The organism is Devosia sp. SD17-2, from assembly GCF_029201565.1.
Classification (GTDB): domain Bacteria; phylum Pseudomonadota; class Alphaproteobacteria; order Rhizobiales; family Devosiaceae; genus Devosia.
In genome coordinates, this window is sequence record NZ_CP104002.1 from 2,978,424 (window position 1) to 3,002,976 (window position 24,553).

17 protein-coding genes are annotated in these 24,553 nt (G+C 63.4%); 12 read left to right on the plus strand and 5 right to left on the minus strand.

What is annotated here, in order from left to right; translation table 11 throughout:
* Positions 1 to 15: 15 nt before the first annotated feature.
* The 7 genes from NYQ88_RS14690 to NYQ88_RS14720 all read left to right on the plus strand — a co-directional run bounded on the left by NYQ88_RS14690 (position 16) and on the right by NYQ88_RS14720 (position 7,188).
* Positions 16 to 483, plus strand: a complete 468-nt coding sequence (locus NYQ88_RS14690; RefSeq protein ID WP_275651869.1) for an Lrp/AsnC ligand binding domain-containing protein — start codon at positions 16 to 18, stop codon at positions 481 to 483.
* Between the two features lie 165 nt (positions 484 to 648).
* Complete coding sequence (locus NYQ88_RS14695; RefSeq protein ID WP_275651870.1) at positions 649 to 1,686, plus strand: ABC transporter substrate-binding protein; 1,038 nt, start codon at positions 649 to 651, stop codon at positions 1,684 to 1,686.
* A 259-nt stretch (positions 1,687 to 1,945) separates the two neighbouring features.
* On the plus strand, positions 1,946 to 2,770 hold the full coding sequence (locus NYQ88_RS14700) for an ABC transporter permease (protein WP_275651871.1): 825 nt from the start codon (positions 1,946 to 1,948) through the stop codon (positions 2,768 to 2,770).
* On the plus strand, positions 2,767 to 3,558 hold the full coding sequence (locus NYQ88_RS14705; RefSeq protein ID WP_275654928.1) for an ABC transporter permease: 792 nt from the start codon (positions 2,767 to 2,769) through the stop codon (positions 3,556 to 3,558). The genes NYQ88_RS14700 and NYQ88_RS14705 overlap by 4 nt, the downstream gene beginning before the upstream one ends.
* Positions 3,559 to 3,568: 10 nt before the next feature.
* A complete protein-coding gene (locus NYQ88_RS14710; protein WP_275651872.1) occupies positions 3,569 to 4,630 on the plus strand; it encodes an ABC transporter ATP-binding protein in 1,062 nt (353 codons plus the stop codon).
* Positions 4,631 to 4,944: 314 nt separating this feature from the next.
* Positions 4,945 to 6,267 carry an amidohydrolase gene (locus NYQ88_RS14715; protein WP_275651873.1) on the plus strand — a complete coding sequence of 441 codons (1,323 nt, stop codon included), beginning with the start codon at positions 4,945 to 4,947 and terminating at the stop codon, positions 6,265 to 6,267.
* Positions 6,268 to 6,297: 30 nt separating this feature from the next.
* Positions 6,298 to 7,188, plus strand: a complete 891-nt coding sequence (locus tag NYQ88_RS14720; protein WP_275651874.1) for a nucleoside hydrolase — start codon at positions 6,298 to 6,300, stop codon at positions 7,186 to 7,188.
* Here NYQ88_RS14720 and NYQ88_RS14725 read toward each other — a convergent pair.
* Positions 7,185 to 8,354: a M20 aminoacylase family protein gene (locus NYQ88_RS14725; RefSeq protein ID WP_275651875.1), complete on the minus strand. Its 1,170-nt coding sequence runs from the start codon at positions 8,352 to 8,354 to the stop codon at positions 7,185 to 7,187. The genes NYQ88_RS14720 and NYQ88_RS14725 overlap by 4 nt on opposite strands.
* 75 nt (positions 8,355 to 8,429) lie before the next feature.
* On the opposite strand from NYQ88_RS14725, the gene NYQ88_RS14730 reads away from it, so the two are divergent.
* From NYQ88_RS14730 to NYQ88_RS14740, 3 genes are all read left to right on the plus strand, one after another.
* On the plus strand, positions 8,430 to 9,140 hold the full coding sequence (locus NYQ88_RS14730) for a phosphoribosyltransferase (protein ID WP_275651876.1): 711 nt from the start codon (positions 8,430 to 8,432) through the stop codon (positions 9,138 to 9,140).
* Between the two features lie 177 nt (positions 9,141 to 9,317).
* Entirely contained in the window at positions 9,318 to 11,213 is a 1,896-nt protein-coding gene (locus NYQ88_RS14735; RefSeq protein WP_275651877.1) for a DUF4214 domain-containing protein, read from the plus strand.
* A 407-nt stretch (positions 11,214 to 11,620) separates the two neighbouring features.
* Complete coding sequence (locus tag NYQ88_RS14740; RefSeq protein ID WP_275651878.1) at positions 11,621 to 12,922, plus strand: sorbosone dehydrogenase family protein; 1,302 nt, start codon at positions 11,621 to 11,623, stop codon at positions 12,920 to 12,922.
* 110 nt (positions 12,923 to 13,032) lie between these two features.
* On the opposite strand, the gene NYQ88_RS14745 is transcribed toward NYQ88_RS14740, so the two are convergent.
* The 3 genes from NYQ88_RS14745 to NYQ88_RS14755 form a co-directional block, all read right to left on the minus strand.
* A complete protein-coding gene (locus NYQ88_RS14745; RefSeq protein WP_275651579.1) occupies positions 13,033 to 13,974 on the minus strand; it encodes an IS110 family transposase in 942 nt (313 codons plus the stop codon).
* 429 nt (positions 13,975 to 14,403) lie between these two features.
* On the minus strand, positions 14,404 to 16,536 hold the full coding sequence (gene pbpC, locus NYQ88_RS14750; protein ID WP_275651879.1) for a penicillin-binding protein 1C: 2,133 nt from the start codon (positions 16,534 to 16,536) through the stop codon (positions 14,404 to 14,406).
* On the minus strand, positions 16,533 to 22,028 hold the full coding sequence (locus NYQ88_RS14755; protein WP_275651880.1) for an MG2 domain-containing protein: 5,496 nt from the start codon (positions 22,026 to 22,028) through the stop codon (positions 16,533 to 16,535). The genes pbpC and NYQ88_RS14755 overlap by 4 nt, the downstream gene beginning before the upstream one ends.
* A 187-nt stretch (positions 22,029 to 22,215) precedes the next feature.
* On the opposite strand from NYQ88_RS14755, the gene NYQ88_RS14760 reads away from it, so the two are divergent.
* Together NYQ88_RS14760 and NYQ88_RS14765 are read left to right on the plus strand one after the other, a co-directional pair.
* The gene (locus tag NYQ88_RS14760; protein ID WP_275651881.1) at positions 22,216 to 22,644 is read left to right on the plus strand and encodes a hypothetical protein; all 429 of its coding nucleotides are present in this window, start codon (positions 22,216 to 22,218) and stop codon (positions 22,642 to 22,644) included.
* A 30-nt stretch (positions 22,645 to 22,674) separates the two neighbouring features.
* The gene (locus tag NYQ88_RS14765; protein ID WP_275651882.1) at positions 22,675 to 22,980 is read left to right on the plus strand and encodes a hypothetical protein; all 306 of its coding nucleotides are present in this window, start codon (positions 22,675 to 22,677) and stop codon (positions 22,978 to 22,980) included.
* 24 nt (positions 22,981 to 23,004) lie between these two features.
* On the opposite strand, the gene NYQ88_RS14770 is transcribed toward NYQ88_RS14765, so the two are convergent.
* Positions 23,005 to 24,057: a PAS domain S-box protein gene (locus tag NYQ88_RS14770; RefSeq protein WP_275651883.1), complete on the minus strand. Its 1,053-nt coding sequence runs from the start codon at positions 24,055 to 24,057 to the stop codon at positions 23,005 to 23,007.
* Positions 24,058 to 24,553: the final 496 nt, after the last annotated feature.

Consider the following 24,553-nt stretch of genomic DNA (forward strand, 5'->3'; position numbering starts at 1 on the left):
ACAGGCGAAACGACCATGAAAACCGTAACTCACGAGACTTTGGACCAGATCGACCGGCGCATCCTCGATGAGCTCTCCCGCGACGGCCGTCTCAGCATAGCCGAGTTGAGCCGCCGGGTGAATTTATCCAAGACTCCGTGCCAGGCGCGCATCAAGCGGCTCGAGGCCGAAGGCTATATTCTGGGCTATCGCGCCATCATCGATCCCGAGCGCCTGGGCCTGCCGCATGTCGCCTTCGTCGAGGTCAAACTCTCCGACACCCGCAAGGCTGCGCTCGCTGCCTTCAACAAGGCCGTGCGTGCGCTGCCCGAGGTCGAACAGGCCCATATGATCGCCTCGAGCTTCGATTATCTCCTGAAAGTACGCACCAAGGACATCGCCGCCTATCGCGAAGTGCTGGGCGAAAAACTCTCTGCCCTGCCCCATGTCGCCCACACCTCCACCCATGTCTCGATGGAGGCGGTCAAGGACGACGCCGAGTAGACGCCTTTCCCCTGCGACAAATTCCGCTTTGCCACAGACTCCACAGGCAAAGCCCAAGAATTAACCTTGTATTACAAGCGCTGAAAAAATAGGCTCCCTTCCGCAGGGACATCAACTATCAGCTTGCCTCGCGGTGCCTCACCCGAGGGAAAAGGGACTCAATAAATGTCAAGGTTCGTCGCAACTACTCTCGCGCTTGGTCTTGCCGCCACCACCGCATTTGCCACTCCGGCCTTCGCCCAGACCAAGACACTTACCATCTCCTGGTGGGGTTTTAACGGCGAAAAGCTGGAATCCATCGTTCTGGCCCCCTTCCGCGAGCAGTGCGGTTGCGAGATCCAGTTCGAGACTGGCAATAACGGCGAGCGCCTGAACAAGCTCCAGATCCGCAACGGCGCCGGTGTCGACGTTGCCTATTTCTCCGACAGCTTCAGCCAGCAGGGCATCGAGCTGGGCGTGTTCCAGAAGATCGACCCGTCCAAGATCCCGAACCTAGAAGGTATCTACGACCTCGCCAAGGATCCGCAGGGCGGCTACGGCCCGGCCTACACCATCGGCCGCGTCGGCATCGTCTATGACAGCGCCAAGCTCGAAAACCCGATCACCTCGTGGAACGACCTGTGGCGCGAAGACCTCGCCTCCTCGCTGTCGCTCCCCGGCATCACCACCACGGCCGGCCCGATGGTCGTGATGAAGGCCGGCGATCATGAAGGCGTCGACGCTTTCGAGAACGCCGACAGCGCCTTTGCCGGCGTCGAAACCCTCAAGCCGAATGTGGTCAAGAACTACAACACCGGCTCGGAGATGATTAACCTCTTCTCGACTGGCGAGATCACTGCTGCCATCGCGCAGGACTTCACCCTGGCACAGATCCAGGCTGCGGTTCCGTCCGTCGTCTGGGCTGACCTCGACGAGGGCTCGATCGCGACGCTGAACACGGTCAATATTCCGAAGGGCGCCGCCGAGCCGGAACTGGCCCACGAGTTCATCAACTTCATCCTCTCCCCTGAAATCCAGCAGCAGCTGGCCGAACAGGGTGTGGACGCTCCGGTCGCCAAGGCCGTCACGCTGACCCCGGAACAGGCTTCGCTCTGGACCTATGGCGCTGACGTCATCGAAGGCCTGCAGCGCGTCGATTACGTCAAGATGAACGCAGCCAAGGGCGGCTGGGTTGATCGCTGGAACGAAATCTTCGGCATGTAATGCATTCTGGGGCGTGGCGGTTTTTCCGCCATGCCCTTTTTCCTCGCACCACCTGCTGTCCGCTGGCGACACGATCACAGCGCCGATTGGGCGTCGCTACCGTAACCGGGGTGTGACGATAAGGCACTGAACCCGCGGTGCTGAGCCATTTCCCAGCGGGTATGACTTCCTGTAGTACACCGCAATCCGATCAAATTCCTGTTCCGCAGGAAAGAGGCCCCGCCAGTGGCGGGCGCACCGTCATTGTGAAGGCGAGAATATGAAACGCTTCGCAGGCTGGACGCTGGCATCGCCCGCTACCCTGTTGGTCCTTCTGGGCCTGGTGGCCCCCGTCGCCGCCACCATCTACACCACCTTCGGCACGCCCGGTGGCCCCTTCGCCACCTATCAGGCCTTCTTCGGCAGCGGCTTCCGTCGTACCGTGCTGATGCGCACCATCAATGTGTCGCTGATTGTCACCGCCATTGCCCTCGTTGTCGGCTTCATCACCGCCTATGTGGTCTCGCGCGCACCGGGCTGGCTCAAGTCCATCCTGATCATCGCCGCCGTCTTCCCGCTGCTCACCGGCGTCGTGGTCCGCTCCTTTGCCTGGCTCATCATCCTGGGCAAGAACGGCATCCTCAACTCGACGCTGGTCAATCTCGGCATCATCGCCGAGCCCTTGCAGATGCTCTACACCCAGGGCTCCGTCATCGTGGCCATGGTCTATCTCTTCGTGCCCCTGATGATCCTGACGCTCGTCGGCGTTTTGGAAGCCATCCCGGATGATCTCATCCAGGCGTCCGCCTCGCTGGGCGCCAAGCCGACCGCTACCTTCTCCCAGGTCATCCTGCCGCTCGCCGTGCCCGGCCTCATCGTCGGCGCCGTGCTGGTCTTCACCGGCAGCTTCACCTCCTACGCCACGCCACAACTCCTCGGCGGCGAACAGGTGATGATGATGGGCACCCTCATGTATCAGCAGGCCATGGTCACCTTTGACTGGGTCAGCGCCTCCACCATCGCGGCCATCATGGTGGTCTTCACGATTGCCATTGTCATGGCGATGAACGCAGCGGCTCGCCGCCTCAACCCGATGACCGTCTGATGCCCACAAAACTCCATCCCGCACTCATCGGCTTTACCGTCCTGGTATTCTTCTTCCTGGTCGGGCCGCTTGTCATCGTCGTCGGCTCCGCGCTGAGCGACACCACCTATCTCACCTTCCCGCCGCAGGGGCTGAGCCTGCGCTGGTTCGAGAACATCTTTGCCATCGACGCCTTCCGGCGCACGATCACCACGAGCCTGCAGGTGGCTGTTATCTCCACCTTCATCGCCCTCCTGATCGGCATCCCCGCGTCCTACGCCATGAGCCGTTATCGCATCCAGCTTCCCGGCTGGCTGTCGACGCTGTTCGTGCTGCCGGTGCTGGTGCCCGAGCTGGTGCTGGGTTTCTCGCTCCTGAAAAACCTCGCCTTCCAGTTCAATGCGCCGATCTTCATCTCGCTGATCATCGGCCACACGATCCTGATCCTGCCCTACGTGATCCGCGTCATTTCGGCCTCGCTCGCCTCCTTCGACTTCTCCATCGAGGAAGCCGCGATCAGCCTGGGCTCGCCGCCGCTGAAGACCTTCTTCACCGTGCTCCTGCCCAATGTCCGCTCGGGCGTCATCGCCGCGTTCATCCTGGCCTTCATCACCTCGATCAACGACGTGTCGATCTCGATCTTCCTCACCGGACCGGGCATTTCGACCCTGCCTATTCAGCTGCTTGCTCATATGGAGCAATTCTTCGATCCCACCGTGGCTTCGGTTTCGGTGCTGCTCATGGTGCTCACCGTGGCCGTGATGGCCATTGTCGAGCGCACCCTGGGCCTCACCTTCCTTGCCAAATAGAGGTCTTGCCGTGACCAAACCGCTTTCCATCCGCAACATCACCGCCCACTACGGCCAGACCAAGGTTCTCGAAGACCTGTCGCTCGATATCGCAGAGGGTGAACTGGTCTCGCTGCTCGGCGCCTCGGGCTGTGGCAAGACCACGACCCTGCGCCTCGTCGCCGGCTTCCTGCAGCCGACTTCGGGCACCATCACGCTCGGCGGCAAGGATCTCACCCGCCTGCCCGCCCATCAGCGCGACATCGGCCTCGTCTTCCAAAACTATGCGCTCTTCCCGCACCTGACCGTCGCCGACAATGTCGGCTTCGGCCTCAAGCAGCGCGGCGTATCCGGCGAAGCGAAGACCAAGCGCGTCAAGGCCATGCTCGAGCGCGTCGGTCTTGACCATCTCGCCGAACGTCTGCCCGGAGCTCTCTCGGGTGGCCAGAAGCAGCGCGTGGCACTCGCCCGGGCCCTCGTCATCGAGCCGCCCCTGCTCATGTTCGATGAGCCGCTGTCAAACCTCGACGCCAAGCTGCGCGTCGACATGCGCGTCGAAATCCGCAAGCTCCAGCGCGCCAATGGCACGACCTCGGTCTATGTCACCCACGACCAGGAAGAAGCCTTCTCGATCTCGGATCGCGTCGCCATCATGCACGCGGGCAAGATCATGCAGCTCGACACGCCGGAAAATCTTTACCAGCGTCCGGCCAATGCCTTCGTCGCCCGCTTCGTCGGCTTCGAAAACCTCGTGCCCATGAAGGTTGTCACCCGCGACGACGCCCAGATCACGACCGAAGCTGCCGGTGGCGTTCGCCTCACGCTCAGCCTCGAGCATTACGGCGCAATCCCCGATGAGTTCGTGCTCGCCTGCCGCGCCGATGGCCTTGCCGTCACCGACGACATGGCCGCCGAAGGCATCCCGGCAACGCTTGGCCTGCGCACCTATCTCGGCCGCGCCTACCAATACCAGGCCGAAAGCCCCGCCGGCGCCCTCCTCGCCAACGGCCCCCTCACCCGCATCCTCGAGCCCGGCGCCAACGCCAAGCTCGTCCCCGTCCCCGAGCAGTGCACCATCCTGCCTGTGGAGTGAGGTTTTTCTGACTGGGGTGCCGCCCCTCATCGGAGCGATCAGCTCTTTCGCTCCCTCCCCCTCGTGGGGAGGGTAGCAAAGCTAGGCCACAGGCCGTAGCGTCGCTGGGGTGGGGGCCCTACCCAAACGCTTTGTGCCAGATGGCCCCCACCCTCACTCCCTCCCCACAAGGGGGAGGGAAGCTAAGCCGGTGAAAATTCTCGCAACGCGCCCCAAACGCGATGCTACCCCTCCCCCTACCAGGGGGAGGCCGGGAGGGGGTGACCGAGAGCCCCAATCTCCCATACACACACGATCTGCCCGAGGGACCATCCATGACCACCATCCTCACCAACGCCCAGATCATCACCATGGATGACGCCCTCACCGTCCATGAAAAGGGCTGGCTGCAGATCGATGGCGACACCATCACCGCCCTTGGCTCAGGCACACCGCCCGCCATCCCCGGCACCGAGACCATCGACTGCAATGGCGATTTCGTCATGCCGGGCATGGTCAACACCCATTGCCACATGGCCATGTCGGTGTTTCGCGGCCTTGGCGAAGATGTCGACGACCGGCTCTATCGCTACATCCTGCCGCTCGAGCGCAAATTCGTCTCCCCCGAAATGGTCCGCGCCGGCTCAGCCCTTTCCGCGCTCGAAATGATTCAAGGCGGCGTCACCACAGTCGCCGACATGTATTACTTCGAAACCGAAGTGGGCGACGTCTGCGCCGAGGCGGGCCTGCGCGCCATTGTCGGCCAGACGCTGGCCGATTTCGCCCCGCCCGACCACACCAATTTCGACGAGGGCTTTGCGCGCGTCGAGGAGCTGGTCGACCGCTATGCCGGCCACAAGCTCGTCACCCCCTCCATTGCCCCGCACGCACCCTACTCCACCGGCCGCGACACCATGGCCCGCATCGCCCGATGGTCCGCCGACCATCCCGATGTGCCGGTGCAGATGCATCTGGCCGAATCCACGCTCGAGGTGAACTGGGCGATGGAGAACCACGGCAAATCCACCGTAGCCGTCACAGCCGAATCCGGGCTTCTCAAACCCAATCTCATCTGCGCCCATTGCCTGCAGCTCGACGACGCAGACATCCGCATGATGAGCGAGCATCAGGTGACGGTCGCAACCAATCCCCGCTCCAATGGCAAGGCAGGTCGCGGCATTGCACCGGTCGAAAAGATGCGCAATGCCGGCCTGCCCGTCGGCATCGGCAGCGATGGCGCGATGAGCGGCAACACGCTTGACCTCTTCAGCCAGTTCGCCCCCGTCTCGATGTTCGCAAAACTCCTGGCCGGCTCTCGCAAGCCGCTGCCGGCAGTCGAGATCATCCGGATGGCGACCATTGAAGGCGCCCGCGTCCTCGGCCTCAATCTCAAGACCGGCTCGCTCGAAGCGGGCAAGCAGGCAGACCTCATCCGCATCAGCCTCGATGCGCCGCGCCTCCACCCGATCTATGACCCCTATTCGGCCCTCGTCTTTGCCGCCATGCCCACCGACGTCACAGACACCATGGTGGCCGGCCGCTGGCTCATGCGCGACCGGCGAGTGACATCGCTCGAGCCCCGCAAGACCCTTGCCGACGCCATGCAGATTGCCGGACAGTTCAAGACTGAAATGCGCGAAATCGACGCGCGCGCCTGATCAGATAGCCCAAGCGGAAGAAGCCAGACCATGACCAAACGCGTCATCATCGACACGGACCCCGGCCTCGACGACGCCGTTGCCATTCTCTTTGCCCTTGCCAGCGGGCGCTTCGACATTATCGGCATGACGACCGTGGCGGGCAATATCGGCATTGAACGCAGCACCACCAATGCAGCGGGCCTCCTCGCCGCGATGGACCGCGCCGATATCCCGCTTTATTCCGGGGCCGAACAGCCGCTCCTGCGCAGCGCCATCGACGCCATTGTCGTCCATGGCGATGACGGGTTGCGCGGCGTCACCCTGCCCGCCCCCGCCGCTCCTGCCCGCGCCGGCGCAGTCGAGTGGATGGCCCAAACCCTGATGCGCGAGCCCGCCGGCTCCATCGACATTCTCGCTCTAGGCCCGCCGACCAATATCGCGCGGCTGATCAATGAGCATCCCGATGCCGCGAGCCGCATCGGCCATCTCATCGCCATGGGCGGCACGATTGACGAGCCCGGCAATTCCGGCCCCGCGTCCGAGTTCAATTTCGCCAGCGATCCCGAGGCGGTCGCCATCATGCTGCGCGCCGATATCCGCACCACGATCATTCCGCTCGACGTCACGCGAAAAGTCCGCGCCGACCGCGACTATGTCGAAGCGCTGCGTGGCACGACGGCCGGCGATATCGCGGCCGACATCCTGATCGCCTATCTCCAGGACGAAAAGCGCAGCCGCCCGCTGCATGATCCCTGCGTCATGCTGCTGGCCGTCGCGCCGGAGCTGTTTGGCGTCGACTTCCTGCGTCTCTCGGTCAATCTGGGCGACGATGCCGATGCCGGCGCGCTCACGCGCACCGAAAATGGCAGTCCGGTCGATGTCGCCATGCGGGTCGATGTCCCTGCGGTGCTGAAGCTCCTCGCCAGCGGCCTCCGCTAAGCGGTTAGTTCCTGCTCAACCAGCGTCGCCCAGAAGCGGGCGCCGGTGGCGATGGCGTCATCATTGAAGTCGTAGCGCGTATTATGGTGCAGCGCCCCGTCCACCGCGGGGCCATTGCCCAGCCACACATAGGCCCCCGGCACTTCGGAGCCGAAGAAGGCGAAATCATCACCAGCCGTCGAAGGCGGGAAATCGGTCACCACCGGCCGCCCCGTCGCGGCCTGCGCCGCCTTCAGCGCCCGCGTGGTCGCGTCGGCATTGTTCACCACCGGCGGAATGCGCCGCAGGAAGTCATATTCCACCTCGATCCCGAAGGTCGCGGCAATGCCCCGCGCCACAATGCCGATCTCGGTCTCGAGCTGGTCGCGCACAGTCGCTGAATAAGCCCTCGCCGTACCGCCGATCCTGACGATATCCGGGATGACATTGAGCGCCTTGAAATCCCCGGCCTCCAGCGCGCAGGCGCTCACCACCGCCGGCTGCAGCGGATCGACCACGCGCGCCACGATCGTATGGATGGCCGTCAGAAAATGCCCCGCCGCCGTTACGGCGTCGCGCCCCAGGTGCGGCTTTGCCCCGTGCGTCCCGACGCCCTTGAATGTCACGGTCCAGCTGTCTGAAGACGCCAATTGCGGTCCGGCCACCACGGCCATCTCGTCCGTCGCCAGCCCCGGCATGTTGTGCAGGCCATAAACTGCGTCGACCGGAAATTTGTCGAAAAAACCTTCTTCCACCATGGCCTTGGCGCCGCCGCGCCCTTCCTCGGCCGGCTGGAAGATGAAATGCACCGTGCCGGAGAAATTCTTCGTCCGCGCCAGATGCCGCGCTGCCGCCAGCAGCATCACCGTATGCCCGTCATGACCACAGGCATGCATCACGTTCGGCGTATTGGATTTATAGGGCCGGTCCGCCATCTCCGGCATGGCCAGCGCGTCCATATCCGCACGCAGGGCAATCCGCCGTGTGCCGTCGCCCACCTTGAGCGTGCCAACAACGCCGGTCTTGCCCAGGCCCCGATGCACTTCGATCCCGGCCTCGGCCAGCTTCTCGGCCACGATGGCGCTGGTGCGCACTTCCTCAAAACCCAGTTCCGGGTTGGCATGGAAATCGCGCCGCAGCGCAATCATGTCATCAAGTTCAAAGGGATCGTTGCTGGCCGATTGCATTGTTCTGTCCGTCTTGCCATAGCTCCACCCCTGCGCACCTTTGCCCCCAGCGGGCTGCACAATCAAGGATCAGGCATGACTTTTGAGCCGCATGATTTCTGGCAGAGTTTTGCCCAGCCGGGCACGTTCGAGGTTTCGCCGCCCGAAGGCCATGTCGGCTTCTATCCCGCCACCCTGCCCGATGGCCGGCAATTGCCCCTGCCGCTGCGCGTCCTGCCTGGTGATGGCACAGCCGCCGTCTCCTCGCTGATCCTCAACCAGGCCAGCTTTGCCGTCGAGGATGGCCTCGCAACCGCGCTAGCCGAACTCCTCCGCCCCCTCGCGCCAGACGTCATCATCGGCGTGCCCACGCTCGGCCTGCCGCTCGCCTCCAACGTCGCCCGGCGTCTCGGGCACACGCGCATGGTCCCGCTCGGTACCTCGCGAAAATTCTGGTACCGCGACGAGCTCTCCGAGCCGCTCAAATCCATCACCAGCCCCGGTGCCGGCAAGACCATCTATATCGACCCGCGCATGCTGCCCCTGCTCGAAGGCAAGCGCATCGCGCTCATCGATGACGTCATCAGCACCGGCCAATCGATGGAGGCCGTCCTCCGCCTTCTCGGCCACGCTGATATCACGCCTGTCGCCATCGGCTGCGCCATGCTGCAGGGCAGCGCCTGGCGCACATCTCTTGCCCCCTGGCTTGACCGGATCATCGCCCCGCTGGCCACGCCGCGCTTCCGCAAGACGGACACAAATCGCTGGCTGCCCGACCAAAATACTTCAGAAAAATCACTAGGGTGAATGAATTGCCCCCATCGGCTGGGGGCATTTTCGTCGATATTTCAGTACCCCCGCCAAAACAGGGTTTCTGGCCCCTTAAACGGGTCAATAAAATTGCACCGCGCGTCCCAACTGCCCCTGAATTCCTGATCGATATCACCAGACCCAGGCAAGAAATGCTTTGGGGTGATTTCAATCATGTCGGCAGTAGTCCGCGTCCTCTCTTCGGGTACCAAGTTCATCGACGATCTTCTGGCCTCCCGCAAATGGGACGCCGATACCATGACCTTCGGTTTCTCTCAGTCCACATCCGTTTATTCGGCCAGCTATGGCCGCGGCGAAACCAAGAGCTTTGCCGCACTCAGCAGCAGCCAGCAGAAGGCCGCCAATGACGCCTTCCAGATGTGGGACGAGCTGATCGCCCTCGACCTCAAGCAGACCGGCGCCGCCGATGCCGACATTCGTCTCGGCGTCTCCACCATGCCCAAGACGGCCTGGGCCTACACCCCCTCCGAGTCCGCGCAGGGCGGCGACGTCTGGCTGGGCACCACCTATCTTTCCTCTCCCGCCAAGGGCAATTACGCCTATCTCACCATCATGCACGAGATCGGCCACGCGCTCGGCCTGTCGCATCCCCACGAGACCTCCACGCTTGGCGCTGCCGCCGCGCATGACCACGATCACGATCATGATCACGGCGACGACGATCATCAGCACGCCAACGCCTCTGGCGGCAGCTCTGCCGCTCGGACCAGCATCACAGCGACGGCCATCGACGCCATGGCGCACACGATCATGAGCTACCGCTCGTTTGAAGGGCAGTCGATCTCGGTCGGCTACACCAACGAGACCTTTGGCTACGCCCAATCCCCGATGGTGCGCGACATCGCCGCCATGCAATATCTCTACGGCGCCAATTACAGCACTCGCGCGACCGACACAGTCTATCGCTGGAGCGAAACCACCGGCGAAAAATTCATCAACGGCGTCGGCCAGGGCGCGCCCGGCTCCAACAAGGTCTTTGAAGCCATCTGGGATGGCGGCGGCCGCGACACCTTTGATTTTTCGCAATATTCCACCGATCTGCGCATCGATCTGACACCCGGCGGCTGGTCGAGCTTCGGCAACAACCAGCGTGCCCATCTGGGCAATGGCCAGTCGGCCCCCGGCAATGTCGCCGTCGCCCTGCTGCACGAAAACAATCCGCTGGCCCTCATCGAAAACGCCATCGGCGGTCGCGGCAACGACATGATCATCGGCAACGGCGCCGACAGTGTCCTCGTCGGTGGTGCGGGCAACGATACGCTCAATGGCGGCGCCGGTCGCAATCTCCTCGTCGGCGACAGCCTCGGCCAGGAACTCTCGCTGATCGGCCTCAACATTCGCGATTTTCTCACCGTCACCCTGCCCAGCGCCCCGACGCAGGCCGGCAATGACATCCTCATCGGCGGCGAGCACAACGACATCTTCATTCCCGGCTTCGGCCGCAATGAGGTGCGCGGCGGCGCTGGCACAGATACGCTCGCCCTTGACCTCTCGCTGAAGGCCCTGAAAATTTCGGGCGACCCGAACGGCGTGATGAACATCGTCTATGACGGCGGCAGCGTCGCCCTCAGCGGCGTCGAAATCCTCGCCATCAAGGACGGCATCTTCTCGCTGGTCGGCCCGATCGCCGAGCTGGGCGAACGCCAGTTCGTCGACGAAATCACCCTGCTCTATCGCGCCGGCCTCGGTCGCGACCTCGACGCTGGTGGCCTCGACTTCTGGTTCTCCGCCCTTTCCAACGGCACCGATCTCGACCGCATGGCGCTCAGCCTCATCGACAGCCCGGAATTCGCCGACCGGTTCGGCACGCCCGAAACCCTGGGCGACGATGAATTCGTCTCCATCCTCTACAAGAACGTTCTTGGCCGCGACGGCGAAGCCGAGGGTATCGCCTTCTGGCAGGACCAGATCGCCAATGGCGCCGGCCGCGCGGACCTGCTCATGTCCTTCGCCTACAGCGAAGAAAACCGCGCCCTGGCCTTCGGCAATGGCGATGGCGTCGAACTCATCGCCGTCGCTCACGCCCAGTGGGCCCAGCTCTGGAGCTAATGCGTAAGGCAGCCCAGCACTCAACCCAAAGGCGCCCCACGGCGCCTTTGGGTTTTTTATATCCACTCCCCCCGCCCAACGCACCGCCGTCATTGCCCGACTTGTTCGGGCAATCCACCTTCGCCCATGCGTGAATGGATCACCCGGACCATCCGGGTGATGACGATGGAACTGCGCTCAGTAGGCGCCAAAGATCCCCCGTGTGCAAAAGCCCATCGCCGCCTGCGTCTCCCTCCCCCTTGTGGGGAGGGACCGAGGGAAGGGGGGTACGGGAGCCCCGCCCCATAAACTCCTGCGACCACACCCAATTCCCCGAATAAATCATACTTCTGGCGCTCAACCTCTGGCCGGAAATCGATATTGTCGCTAGATTGCGGCTTTCCCGATTTTGCGAGCAGTGATCACCGATGGATGCTAGCGCCGTTTTCGCCCGTTTTGTCGCTCTAGTCGGTTCCGTGGCCGTCGCCATTCGCCATTCGAGCGATGGTCCGCGCCCGCCCGCCTATGGCCTCAAGCCCACTATTCCCGGCCCCAAGCCGCAGGGCGCCATCCCGACGCTCAAGATGCCGACCGCCAAGGGCTGGGAAAACCGACGCACGCCGGTCGCAGCACCGGGCCTTAGGGTCAACGCCTTTGCCACTGGCCTCACCCATCCGCGCCAGGTGTATATCCTCCCGAACGGCGATGTTCTCGTGGCCGAATCCATGGGCGAGTCGGGCAATCCCAAGACGGTGTTCGACCATGCCATGACAGCGACGATGAAGCGCGCGCGCGCCTCGGGCGAAAGCCCCAATCGCATCATCCTGCTGCGCGATGCCGATGGTGACGGGGTCGCCGAAGTGCGCCACGTCCTCCTCGAAAACGTGCGACAGCCCTATGGCATGGTGTTCCTCAACGACACGCTCTATGTCGGCGCCAGCGATGCCCTCCTGGCCTTCCCCTATGAGCTGGGCCAGACCAAAATCACCGCTCAGGGCCGCAAGCTGATGAGCATGAAGCCGGGCGGCCACTGGACGCGCAATCTCATTGCCAACAAGGACGGCACCAAGATTTATGTCGCCGTGGGCTCGCTCAGCAATATCGGCGATGCCGGCATGGAAGCCGAGATCGACCGCGCCTGCATCTTTGAATATGACATCGCGGCTGGTACGCACCGCCTCTTTGCCGGCGGCCTGCGCAATCCGGTCGGCATGGCCTGGGAGCCCACCACCCAGACGCTGCACACCGTGGTCAATGAGCGCGACGGTCTCGGCGACGAAACTCCGCCAGATTACCTCACTTCCGTCGTCGACGGCGGCTTTTACGGCTGGCCCTATTGCTACTGGGACCGCACCATCGACGAGCGCGTGCCCCAGGACGCAGGCAAGGTTGCCGTCGCCCTGCAGCCCGATTTCGCGCTTGGTGGCCACACCGCTTCGCTCGGCCTCTGCTGGCTGCCCGAAGGCGCCCTGCCCGGCTATCCTGCCGGCATGGCCATCGGCCAGCACGGCTCGTGGAACCGCAGCAAGCTCTCGGGCTACAAGCTGACCTTCGTCGCGTTCGAGAACGGCAAGCCGGTCGGCATGCCGCGCGACATCCTCACCGGATTCCTCTCGCCCGACGAGAGCCACTCCTACGGCCGCCCCGTCGGCGTCGCCCACGCCGCTGACGGCTCCGTGCTCATGGCCGACGACGTCGGCGACGTCATCTGGCGCGTCACCGGCGCGTGATTTCTTTGGGTGTGTGGGGGGCAAAATCCCTCCACCATCGTCATCACCCGGCTCGTCCGGGTGGTCCACCCAGCCACAAACTGGATTGCCCGGACAAGCAACCGTGGACATCACTGTTGGAATGCCGGTTCCTGTCGGGCGATGGCGTTGAGGATTGTGATGAGTTTTCTCACCGTTGCGATCATGGCGAGTTTGAAGGGTTTTCCGCGCAGGCGCAGTCTTTGATAGAAGCCGCCGAGAACGGGGTCTTTCACCTTGATGGCGCTGAGCACGGCCATGTAGGCGATATCGCGCAGATGTTTTCGTCCGCCAAGACAGCGGCCGTTGCGATCCGATGCGCCCGATTGGCGGGCATAAGGGGCAACGCCGATGAGTGCTGCGGCCACCTTGGCGGAGACCTTGCCGAGCTCGGGCATGTCGGCCAGTAAGGCGATCGCCAGAACCGGACCGACGCCGGTCACCTGCCGCAGCCGCGCCTGGCGCTGCTGGAGCTGGCGATTGTCGGCGAGAAGGGCAGTGATGGCCGCTTCGATGCGTTTGATCTCCAGGGCGATGGCCGCCAGACGCTCCTCGATCAGGCTGCGCACAAGCGGCTCGTCGATGGTATCGAGCTGACTGACAAGGCCGCTCTTTTCCGCAACGATCCGCCGCCGATGGGCTGTGAACGCGCTCAGCCTTTGTCGGATCGGATCAGACACATAAGGGGTCAAGCTGGCGCGCACGGCCTGCAGATAACGCGCGATCAGAGCGGCATCGATCTTGTCGGTTTTGGCCAATTGGCCGATACCCCGCGCGTAACTGCGGATCCGCGCCGGGGCTAGAACATGCACTTCAAGGCCAGCGGCATGCAGGCTCTCGGCCACGCGGGCTTCATAGCCTCCCGAGGCTTCGAGCCCGATGGCCAACGGCCCCAGTCTGGCCAGGCGCTGCGTCAGCTCGGCGAGCGCCTCCGGTCCAGTGCTGCAACGCCAGGATTTGCCAGCGGGATGGGTATGAACGTCCAGATGCGTCTTGGAAACGTCGATGCCAACGAAGAGGGTGTCGTGTATCATGACCTTGCTCCCAGGCTTGTGGTGCGGGCAACAGCCCGATCAACCGTTCGGGGTCAAAGGGAGCAGACAGGGCCTTGCTCGTCCTCGGCTGTGACAAACCAGCCGGACAAAACGGCCTCCTGACTGCATCAGCCGGGATGCGCAACCCGGCTGATGCCACCACTAAAGCACAGATCCTCCACACAAGCCGGGCAATGACGGCGACTTCGAGAGAGATGCGCGTCTACGCGCCCAGTCTCAGCCCCGAACCCTCAGCTCCTGCGCCTCCCTCCCCCTTGTCAGGGGCTTCGAGGCGACCGGAGGGATGATCGCTCCAGTGGAGCGATCATAGCCGAGAAGGCCATGAGAGCTGTGCTCGAATGGCGAAGCAAAGCTAGGCCGTAAGGCCGTAGCGGCGCTGAGGTGGGGGTACCTCCACCCCAAAACCCCTCAGTTCAAAAACACCGTCACACTGTCCCCCCGCCCCTCGGCGTCCACCACGGACAGCGTCACCGTCCCCGGCCCATCGGGTTGCCAGATATCCTCGCGGGCAAAGCGTGGCCGGCCGAATGGCGCGCCATTGGCGAAAAACGTAAACGGCGGCACGCCATTGCGCACCTTTACCGTCAGCGCCGCTTCCGTCCCCTCCCGCAGTCCCAGATCGACATCCACCCCATCGCCCGGAAAGGCGATTTCCGGCGAGGCGACCCGCGCCACGAGATTATCATTGGGATGCCGGAAGCGCCGCAGCGGCTCGGGAAGCTCAGTATTGGACGCGAACAGCACGCCCGGCGGAGCCTTGGCCAGCGGCGCGCGACGACTGCCCAGCCGGTCGAAAGCCTCAAACAATACCGGCGCGGCCCCGGTAATACCGGACAGCCCCGGCACCGGCGCCCCATCAGGCCGGCCCACCCAGACACCGATTACCGTCTTGCCATCAAATCCGATCGCCCAGGCATCGCGATAGCCATAGGACGTGCCGGTCTTGTAGGCGACGCGCCCCGGCGTGCCATTGAGCGGCGGCGGCACGTCGGCCAGAATATCGGCGACATACCAGGCCGCCACGCGGTCGAGCACCGGCGCCGATACGCCATTGCTCTCCGGCTTGGGCTTGTCAATGCCATCGCGCAGCACGACAGGCATGCCCCCTCGCCCAATGGCAGCATAGAGCCCGACAAGATCACGCAGGCTGATGCCCACCCCGCCCAGCCCCACGGCCAGGCTGGGGGCCGTGTTGACCGGCAACCGCGCATCGGCATGGGCCCGCCGCAATCGCGACACCAGCCGCGCCGGCCCCACGGCATCGAGCACCACCACCGCCGGAATGTTGAGCGACTGCGTCAGCGCATCATGGATCGTCACCGTGCCGCGATTGAACCCGTCGAAATTGACCGGCACATAGCCCCCGAAGGCGGTCGTGCGGTCCTCGATCAGGCTCTGCGGATGGGCGAGGCCGAGCTCGAACCCCAGCCCATAGATCAGTGGTTTCAGCGTCGATCCCGGCGAGCGGATCGCCGTGGTCATATCCACAAAGCCGGCGCTCTCGGTCGAGAGGAGCCCCGCCGATCCCACCGAGGCAAGGATCTCCCCGCTCTCCATATCGGCCGCAAGGATCGCCACCGACACTTTTGGGTCGATCATCCGCGCCCGCGCCGCAGCGAGCCGCTCCAATGCCTCCTGCAGGCGCTTTTCGACGGTCAGCGCGATGGTACGCGCTCCCGGCTGCGCCTTTCGCGCCTCATGGGCGCTGTGGGCGGCCAGCATCGGAAACTGCTTTCGGCCTGTGGGGATCGGCTCGAGCTTTGCCGCCCGCGCTTCCTCGGCGGCGATCGCATCGGTCGCCACCAGCCGGTCGAGCACCATGTCCCGGCTGCGCCGTGCCGCTTGCGGGTCGCGATCCGGCCGCCGCGCTTCGGGCGATTGCGGCAGGGCCACCAGCAGCGCCGCCTCGGCCGTGGTTAGCCGCGTCGGCTCCTTGCCGAAATAGGCGAGACTTGCCGCGCGAATGCCTTCGATATTGCCGCCATAGGGCGCCAGCGTCAGGTAGAGATCGAGAATATCGTCCTTGCCCAGCTCATCCTCGAGCCGGTCGGCATGGACCATCTGGCGCAGCTTGCCCCAGGCGTTTCGCGTCGGCTGCCCCTCGATCAGCCGAGCCACCTGCATGGTCAGCGTCGAGCCGCCGGACACGACCCTGCCCCCGGCCCCGACAAACTGCAGCGCCGCGCGCGCCATCGAGTTCCAGGCAATACCTTCGTGCCCCTCAAAGCCGCGATCCTCATAGGCGATCAGCATGTCGATAAAGCGCGGATCGACCTCCGCCTTGCGCACCGGCAAGCGCCAGCGCCCATCGCCCGTCGTGAACGGCCGCAACAGCGCCCCATTCCGATCCACCACCGCCACCGACACTGGCAACTCGGCGAGCACCGGCGTCGCCGGCAGTTCCGCCCGGATCGTCGTCACCCAGGCCGTCATCTGGATCACCCCGGCCACGCCGAGCGTGAACAGCACGAAGCCAAGCAGCGTCAGCCGCGCCACCCAGCGGCGCGGCTTTGTCCCGGAAATGGGCGTCGTCTCGCTCATCGCCCGGCTGCAGTCACCTCGACCGAGCCAGAGGCCGTGTTGGCCCGCAGCTGGGGACGATACATGTCCTCAACGCTGGCGCCCGGCAGCACGAATGTGCCCGGCGACACCGCCCGCACCATATAGGCGGTCGAGATTTTCTCGACCTCCGAATAGTAGCGGAATGCGGCGACGAACTGGTCGGTGCGCGATTCCACATGGGTCGGCGTGTTGACGCTGAGCCAGCTGAACTCGGTCACCCCGGCCGCCGCCGAAAGGTTCGGGTTCTCGATCTCAAAACCTGCCGGCAGCGGATCGGCGATCACATATTGGCCCGACCCAAATTCGGTCGGCCGCACTGTAATCACCACCACGAGACGATCGTTCTGCGTCATGGCCCCGGCCTCAGGATCGACCGGCGAGCCATCGGGCAGGAAATAGCTCCGCTCGATGACAAAGCCATTGCTCGAGGCTTCGGGCGGCGTTGCCGGATAACCCGTCACCGTCACCTTGACCTCGCTGTGCGTCGCGCCCTCATTGACGATCTCGATCCCGTCAAATCCGGCCTCTTCGAACCGGCGATAGACCTGACCGGTCAGCGCCTCGCCATTGATCGAGATCGAGCCATCGGCCGTGCTCTGCCCCAACGCCGCTGCCGCCAGCAGCGTCCAGCTTTCTTCCTGCGTGGAAGTGTAGCGGGCCCGGTCCAGCATTTTCGCCAGCTGGTTAGTGAGGGTCAGAAGGTCCACGCCCTCGGCCTTGAACTCAGCCGCCAGCGCGATCACCCCGGCCGTATCCCGCAGCTTTGAGCCATAGTCGAGCCGGTAGCGCCGTGTGTTCTCGGCCTTCCCAAAGCTCTCCACCGCTGCGGCAAATGCCCTATTGGCACGCGTGCTGTCGCCGTAAAGGGCCAGCGCCGCACCCACCTGCGCCTTGGCCAACGGGGTTGCGAAAGCGTCGAGCCGCGCCTCGAAATAGTATCGCAGATCGCCCATCGCCACCCGGCCTGCGCGCGCCAGATCATAGAGCGCATAGGCCACGTCCTCGCCGCCATCCTCAAAATCGGCCGCATAGGAGAGCTGGTTGGAGAGGTTATCTAGCGCCATGCTCATCGCCTGCTCCGGAACCGAGTAGCCATTGGCCTTGGCCCGCAGCAGGAAGTCGGTGACAAAGCTGTCGAGCCAGAGATCGCCACCGTCATAGGGGCCCCAGAGCCCGAATCCACCGGCTGAGGTCTGCTTGGCCAGGATGTTGGTGATCGCGTCGGTCACCACCTGGTTGAGCTTGTCGTCCCCGGCAATGCCGATCAGGCTCGCGACGTCATTGAGGTAGAGCAGCGGCAGCGCCCGGCTCGTCACCTGCTCGGCGCAGCCATAGGGATAGCGGTCGAGCGACATCAGCAGACCCGGCACATCGAGCCGCGCCAGCGGCCCCACGGCAAGGGTCATCGTGCCGGTGTGGGCCAGAAGTCCCTCAAAGCTTTCCGCCCCAAGCCCGATCCGCTGGCCCGATCCGATCGGCATGAGCCGGGTTGTCGTAACCGGCGCACTCACCGGCCGCACACCCAGCAAAAGCTCCTTGGTCTGCTCCAGCCCGCCCGGCCCGGTAATGGTCAGCATCACAGGCCAATCGCCGATCTGCATGCCATTGAGCCGGAGATCGAGCGCGGTCCTCTCGCCCTCGCCCAGCTCCATCTCGGTGCTTTCGGATGGCGTCGAAATCCTCTCGCCCGTGGAAAGGCTCACCCCATAGCTACCGGCCGCGCCGCCGATATTGTTGATCTCGACCAGAAGCCGCGACTCGTCCCCCACGCGCAGGAAGCGCGGCGGGCTCAGCGTCACCACCACCGGGTCGCGCACGATCACGTCAGCCGAAGCATGTCCCACCGCTGTGTCCGTCCAGGCCATGGCCATGATCCGCACCGTGCCGGTAAAGTCCGGCATGTCGAATTCAACGCTGGCCTTGCCGTCTTCGTCGACAGTGACAATGCCCGAATGCTGGGCCACCAGCACGGTGATCGGCGGCGGCGTACCGAGGCGCGCAGCCTCGCCGTCACCGCCCGAGCGCAATGCGCCCGCCATGCCCTGATTGGGGTCGATCAGCGCGCCATAGAGATCGCGGATATCCATCCCCAGCTGGCGCTGGCCGAAGTAATAGTCATCCGGCGCCGGCACCTTGAAATTGGTGAGGTTGAGAATGCCGAGATCGACCGCAGCCACCGCGACATAGGCCGTCTCACCCGGCGCCACATTGCCCAGTTCCACCTCGACGGTGAAACTCTCGCGCGGCAGCGTCACCTCCGGCGCGGTCAGCGCCACATCGAGCTTGCGCTCGCCCGGGTCCACATCGGCGAAGGCGAGACCCAGCGCGCGCGCCGGCATCCGCTTTTCCGCGGCATCAGCAGGGCGATAGAGAATAGCCGTCACATAGGCGCCCGGTCCCCATTCCTCGGTCACTGTAAGCGGCACGGTGGTGCCCCCTTCGGGCACCTCCACCGCCTGCATGTCGATGACGCGATTGTCGATCACCATCACCAGCGCTGTGCCGGCAAATTGCGGATCGAGCTTGAGATTGGCCGTGTCGCCTACCCGATAGGCCGGCTTGTCCAGCGCCACCTGCAGCGTGTCGGGCGTGTCCGATCCGGCATCGGCATAATAATAGCCGGCGTAGAATTCATAGCTCGACGAGGTGGCGTCGGCGCCAGTGGTTTCCACCTCCAGCCGATAGCGGCCCCAGTCGACCACATCCCCGACAATCGCCGGCTTGCCGTCGCTGGTCGCGGTCGTGCCATTGGCCACTTCACGCGTCGTGGTAATGGCCTCCCAGTTCCAGGTGCTGCCGCTGCGATACCACTGATAATTGGTCTCGATGCGCGACAGCCGCCAGCTGATCCCGTTCTCGGCCACGGCCTCACCCTCGGGCGAGACGGCGATGATCTCGAACTCGGCCTTGCTGCCCTCGCCAAGACCCGTGGCGTCGCTGAACACCGGCTTGATGCCGAGCCGCAGACCATCGGCCAGCACGGGCCGTGTGATCGCGCGTTCCACCGAGCGCCCGCTGGTATCGATCAGCCGCAGCAGAATCTGCGCTTCGAGCGGCTTTGTCGTCACCTGCGCCTCCGGCAGGGTCACCGCGGCAATGACATTGCCCGCTTCGTCGGTGACGCCAACCAGGCCGTGCGGCTCGCGGCTGGTTTCAATGGAATCATCGAGACGACCAAAGCTGTAGCCGGGGAAATCCGGCAGACTTGAGCGAGGCCGAATGACAGCGTCAGCTTCCACCCGGAGGTCGGGCGCCGTGGCCCCATAGAGATATTTGGCCGCGACCGCGATCTCATTGACCTCGCCAGCCTTGAACGGCCCCTCTTCAACGGGCTTGATCTCAAATGCCAGTCGCTCAGGCTCAAAGTCCTCAACCAGGAAACTCGTGCGCGCCAGCGCCTCGGCATTGGGGTCCGAATACATCCGCAGCGTCCACGAGCCGCGCATGGCTTCGGCCGCCATCGGCAGGGCCACAAAATACCCGCCCGCCCCTTCGTCGCGCAGCACCTGGCTGCTCGCCGTCACCCCATCAGGCCGCTCGACCTCAAGGGTCAGCGGCAGGCCGGTCACGGCATTGGCGCGTTCGTCGCGCAACAGCGCGGTCAGGAAAACCGTCTCACCGGGGCGATAGACTCCGCGCTCGGTGGTGGCGAAGAGATCGAGCGGTCCGGGCGATGGCCGCCCCTCGACGCCCCGATCGGTCAGATCAAAGGCAGGCCGCGACAGATTGAGGAAGGCATAGTCGCCGTCGTCGGTCTCGGCCACCAGCAATTGCGGCGCGCGACCACCCTGCCCGCGGGCAAGACCCGGCGCAAACACCGCTTGGCCATCGGCATCACTAATTGCTTCGCCCAGGATTTCATTGTTCACCGCAACAAGCCGAACTTTCGCGCCTGCAACCGGCTCGGCCGAAGTCAGCCCGCGCACAAAGGCATGGACGCCATCATCGCCGGCAATGGTGGTCAGCCCGAGATCGGTGACGATGAACCATTGCGTGGCGAGATCGGACCAATAGCTGTCATTCTCCTCGCCCTTCACCCGTGCGGTCACGACATAAGCGCCCGCAGTGATCTCCCCGAGCACATCGGCCACCGGGATGGCGGTCGTCACCAGCGCGTTGGAATCCCCCTGCGCCAGATCGACCTCGCCGCTCCAGATCGCCTCGCCCAACCGATCGGCAATATCCTCGGCGCCATAAGGCGAAAGACCATTCTGGAAAATGCCATCTCGCACCGCCATGGCAATCGAGCGGTCGCCCACGCGATAAATCTCAATCTCGGCCGTTTCGGCATTGACCGAGGTGATCGGCAGACCGCCACCCAGCCCGGCCGGCATCACATAGGCATTATTGGCAAAACCAACGAAGGGCGTGCGATCCGGAATATAGACGCTGAGCTCGACATCCTTGCCCAGTTCCTCGCCATCAGCCGAGGCAAGACCGGCGCGGAATTTGATCGAGTAGCGATTGCCGTGCTGAAGCCCCTCGATACAGATCTGCTCATGCTCGGTTTCGACCGAGGCCTGCGGCGCATTGGCGACCGACACAAAGGCCGAAAGGTCGGTGCTGCCGAGCGGATTTGAGAAAACCGCACACACCCGTGGCGCTGCCGGCTCGGCATCAACGACATGGTCGGTAATGCGGAAACCATGAATGGCCACGACGCTGGCGACATAGTCTTCGAGCGCCGTGTCCGGCATCAGTTCGAGGCTCAGGCGATAGGCCGCGATCGCCTCGCGCCACATCTGCCGATATTCAATGCCATTGGCCAGAGCGCGCAGGGCCAATGCGCGATTGTCCGTGCCGGCCGAGCGCAAGAAGGCATTGATCGCCGCTGCCGTCGACATCTGCGCCAGTTCGGCGCTGTTGTCGCCCTCTTCCAGACCCTTGACCGCATCGGCGCGGCGCAGCCCGGCTTCCGCCAGCGCCTGCCAGATGGCCGGATCATTGGCATTGATCGCCAGCGCCTGTCGGAAAGCGACGATGGCCGAGGCATAATCCTCCACAGCCGCCGCCTCATTGCCCGCGCCCACCAGCGCGCCATAGACCGCCCCCTTGGGCGGCGTATCGGTCTCGGGCAAGTTCCGGGCAAAGCGCTTGGCCTGTTCCACCAGAGACTGGGCCGGGAATGGCAGCTCGGCCAGCCGCTCTTCCTCGGTTGCAGCGGGGCTCGGAGCGCGGGTTATGCGGCCCGAAATTGCGCCGGTGAACGCCACTTCCTCGGCCGTATCGCCCTTGAGGAAGCACCATTTGGACTTGTCGTTGAAGGTGAAGGCGCGGCAGATGTTGTCGTCCACGCACTCGGCCCGACAGGCGTCGAGATCAGTGTTCTTGATGATCGAATAATCAAAACCGGGAAGGTCGATATTTTCGAGGAGGCTAATCTTGGACTGCCCCGAGGCCGACCCGATCATCGCGAGGCCCACTGCCATTGCGGCAGCCCATTTCCGTGCAGCGCCAAAACCAGCAAACATGCTGTCCCTCCCAGAACCCCTTGGCTTCTATCAATGCCAAGGGGGCGGAGAAATCAAGCGAAGTTGGGGCAAGGCCGCGCCCCGGGAATTGTCCGCAGTCGCTTTTCGCACCCGGGTGCTGTCAATGCTAACAGTCTGTTAGCAAAGTCCCGCGAAATGCTAACCGTTCAAGAGCAGAACGAAGACCATGACAACGCCCCGCCCCAACCAGATCCGCCTTCCCTTCATCACCCAGCGTCCCCTTGAGGACGGCTGTGGCGCAAGCGTCCTGCAGATACTCACCGGCAAGCCGCTTGCCGAGATCGAAAGCCATTTCGGCTGGAAAAACGGAGAGTTACGCCGCTCGAACTGGGAGGACATTATCCGCATCCTGCCTCTTTACGGCTGGCAGTTTGGCGCGCGGCAGGAGGTCGAGAGCTGGGACGAGGTCCATGGCCTTGCCGTCATGCATGTCCACGACGACCACTTCATGCTCTACGATGCCGACACCAAGGTTTTCTATGACCCGTGGGAGTTCGAGGGCCCATCCCTTGTCACAAACCGCAAGCCGATCAGCACCTTAACCGTCTGGAAGAGTGCGGACTGGGCTTATCCCCGCGCAACGAAAATCGGTTAGGATCATTTTCTTGAAGTGGAGGAGATCAGGATGAATACCGCAAATCTTCAGCTCGAAGGCCTGCTCATGGCCATCGCATCGATCAACAAGACCCTGGTTTCAAAGGGAATTTTGACGACAGAAGAGATCGACAAGGCGCTCGCGACATCCGAGCAGCTGGTCGTCGGTGATGATCGGGCCGTCGAAGAACTGTCGCCGGCCAATCGCGACGCCATCGCCTTCCCGATCCGCCTGCTCCGACAGGCCAACAGCCAGGGGTCGGATGACACCAGCAGCTTCTCGCAGCTGACCCGGACGGTCGGAGAGACCAAGGATCGTTACAACGACCAGCTCTGACGATTTGGATCTACGGGCGCTTCTTCACGCCTGCAGCAGCGCGGGAGAGGTGCGGAAGGAGACCAGTTCGCTCAGCGGCGCAACAAGGGTCCAGCGTATGAAGTCGCTGCCGCGTTCGACATGAGCCTCGCCCCTGAGTGAAAACGGCACCGCGCGCTCCAGGACTACCGACCCAAAACCACGCCTGACCGTCGGATTTACAGGAGAAATCTCACCACCCGTGCTCTCGTTCCAGGTCAATTCGACGAAATCCTCGCCATCCCTGTGCGAGATTTCCCACTCGATCACGATCTGCCCCTGCCCGCTGCCGAGCACGCCATACTTGACGGAATTGGTCCCCAGTTCGTGCATGGCCATGCCAAGGTGTTGAACCGCATTGGAATTCAACGTCACTGACGGGCCGGTGGTGACCACCTTGTGCTCATTGCCGAAGGCACCGAGCTGTTGCTCGATCAATTCGGCCAGGCTTGCGCCATTCCAGCCGGTGTTGACCAGCAGGTCCTGAGAGCGGGCCAGGGCGAGAATGCGGTCGCGCAGCTGCCGCTCGAAATGCTCGGGAGACTGCGAGCGGTTGCTTGTCTCGCGAATGATGGACAGGATCACCGCGTACTGGTTCTTGACGCGATGATTAACCTCTTGAAGTAAAAGGCGAATTCTCCGCTCAGCTTCCCTGGTCTGGGTGATGTCCCGGGCGATTTTCGAGGCCCCAACGATGTTCCCATCGGCATGCCGGATCGGGGAAATGGTCAGGGAAACATCGATCTTGGAGCCGTCCTTGCGGAGCCGGACCGTTTCGAAACTCTCGACCCGCTCCCCCTTGCGGATCCGCTCGATGATATCGGCCTCTTCGCTTTGCAAATGGGGCGGTATCAGCATGACCACCGACTTCCCGACTGCCTCATCTGCAGTATAGCCAAACATCCGCGCGGCCGCGGCATTCCAGGTCTGGATGATACTATCGAGGTTTTTGCTGATGATCGCGTCGAACGAACTGTCAACGATTGCCGCCAATAGATAGGCGGTATGATCATCCACCGAAGGGTTACTACCGGGCTGCGCCTGTGGCTGCGTGAGCATTTCTACCTAACTAGCTGATCGCCCTGAACACTGCGCTCATAGTTCACCGGAGGCAATTGCACCAGCTCCTAAAATCTTTCGCAGGTCCGGAATTTCGCAGTGAACTTCAATGAGGTCTGGGCGTTACTGCACCAATGGGCAGCGAGGCTAAAATGCACGATCATGACTCCGACGCAGACTTTATCGAAGGTTTCGCCCTGCTTGCGGGCGCACTCTGGATTGGCAGCGCAATATTTTTTCTGACACTGGCGTCGATCGGTCGCGGCATGTTCTGAACTGGGGAATTCGTTTCGGTGAACAGCCGGCCAAAGACACATCGCGTCCATCGCAAGATGGGCCAACTGCATGGGATATAAAGCGCGAGAAACCATAAGGTTGCCCCGCTGATCAAATTTTTATGGCGATCTGACACCGATGGAATGGGAATGTGCGGGTTGAGCGTCGCGGGCTCGAACTATCCGCCCCCCTGATTAACCTATGTTAGCGCGATAATTTC

What these genes read in the sequence shown, in the direction of transcription:
- NYQ88_RS14690 (WP_275651869.1), top strand. Translation starts at nt 16, where the DNA reads ATGAAAACCGTAACTCACGAGACTTTGGACCAGATCGACCGGCGCATC.
- NYQ88_RS14695 (WP_275651870.1), top strand. Translation starts at nt 649, where the DNA reads ATGTCAAGGTTCGTCGCAACTACTCTCGCGCTTGGTCTTGCCGCCACC.
- NYQ88_RS14700 (WP_275651871.1), top strand. Translation starts at nt 1,946, where the DNA reads ATGAAACGCTTCGCAGGCTGGACGCTGGCATCGCCCGCTACCCTGTTG.
- NYQ88_RS14715 (WP_275651873.1), top strand. Translation starts at nt 4,945, where the DNA reads ATGACCACCATCCTCACCAACGCCCAGATCATCACCATGGATGACGCC.
- NYQ88_RS14720 (WP_275651874.1), top strand. Translation starts at nt 6,298, where the DNA reads ATGACCAAACGCGTCATCATCGACACGGACCCCGGCCTCGACGACGCC.
- NYQ88_RS14725 (WP_275651875.1), bottom strand. Translation starts at nt 8,354, where the DNA reads ATGCAATCGGCCAGCAACGATCCCTTTGAACTTGATGACATGATTGCG.
- NYQ88_RS14730 (WP_275651876.1), top strand. Translation starts at nt 8,430, where the DNA reads ATGACTTTTGAGCCGCATGATTTCTGGCAGAGTTTTGCCCAGCCGGGC.
- NYQ88_RS14735 (WP_275651877.1), top strand. Translation starts at nt 9,318, where the DNA reads ATGTCGGCAGTAGTCCGCGTCCTCTCTTCGGGTACCAAGTTCATCGAC.
- NYQ88_RS14740 (WP_275651878.1), top strand. Translation starts at nt 11,621, where the DNA reads ATGGATGCTAGCGCCGTTTTCGCCCGTTTTGTCGCTCTAGTCGGTTCC.
- NYQ88_RS14745 (WP_275651579.1), bottom strand. Translation starts at nt 13,974, where the DNA reads ATGATACACGACACCCTCTTCGTTGGCATCGACGTTTCCAAGACGCAT.
- pbpC (WP_275651879.1), bottom strand. Translation starts at nt 16,536, where the DNA reads ATGAGCGAGACGACGCCCATTTCCGGGACAAAGCCGCGCCGCTGGGTG.
- NYQ88_RS14755 (WP_275651880.1), bottom strand. Translation starts at nt 22,028, where the DNA reads ATGTTTGCTGGTTTTGGCGCTGCACGGAAATGGGCTGCCGCAATGGCA.
- NYQ88_RS14760 (WP_275651881.1), top strand. Translation starts at nt 22,216, where the DNA reads ATGACAACGCCCCGCCCCAACCAGATCCGCCTTCCCTTCATCACCCAG.
- NYQ88_RS14765 (WP_275651882.1), top strand. Translation starts at nt 22,675, where the DNA reads ATGAATACCGCAAATCTTCAGCTCGAAGGCCTGCTCATGGCCATCGCA.
- NYQ88_RS14770 (WP_275651883.1), bottom strand. Translation starts at nt 24,057, where the DNA reads ATGCTCACGCAGCCACAGGCGCAGCCCGGTAGTAACCCTTCGGTGGAT.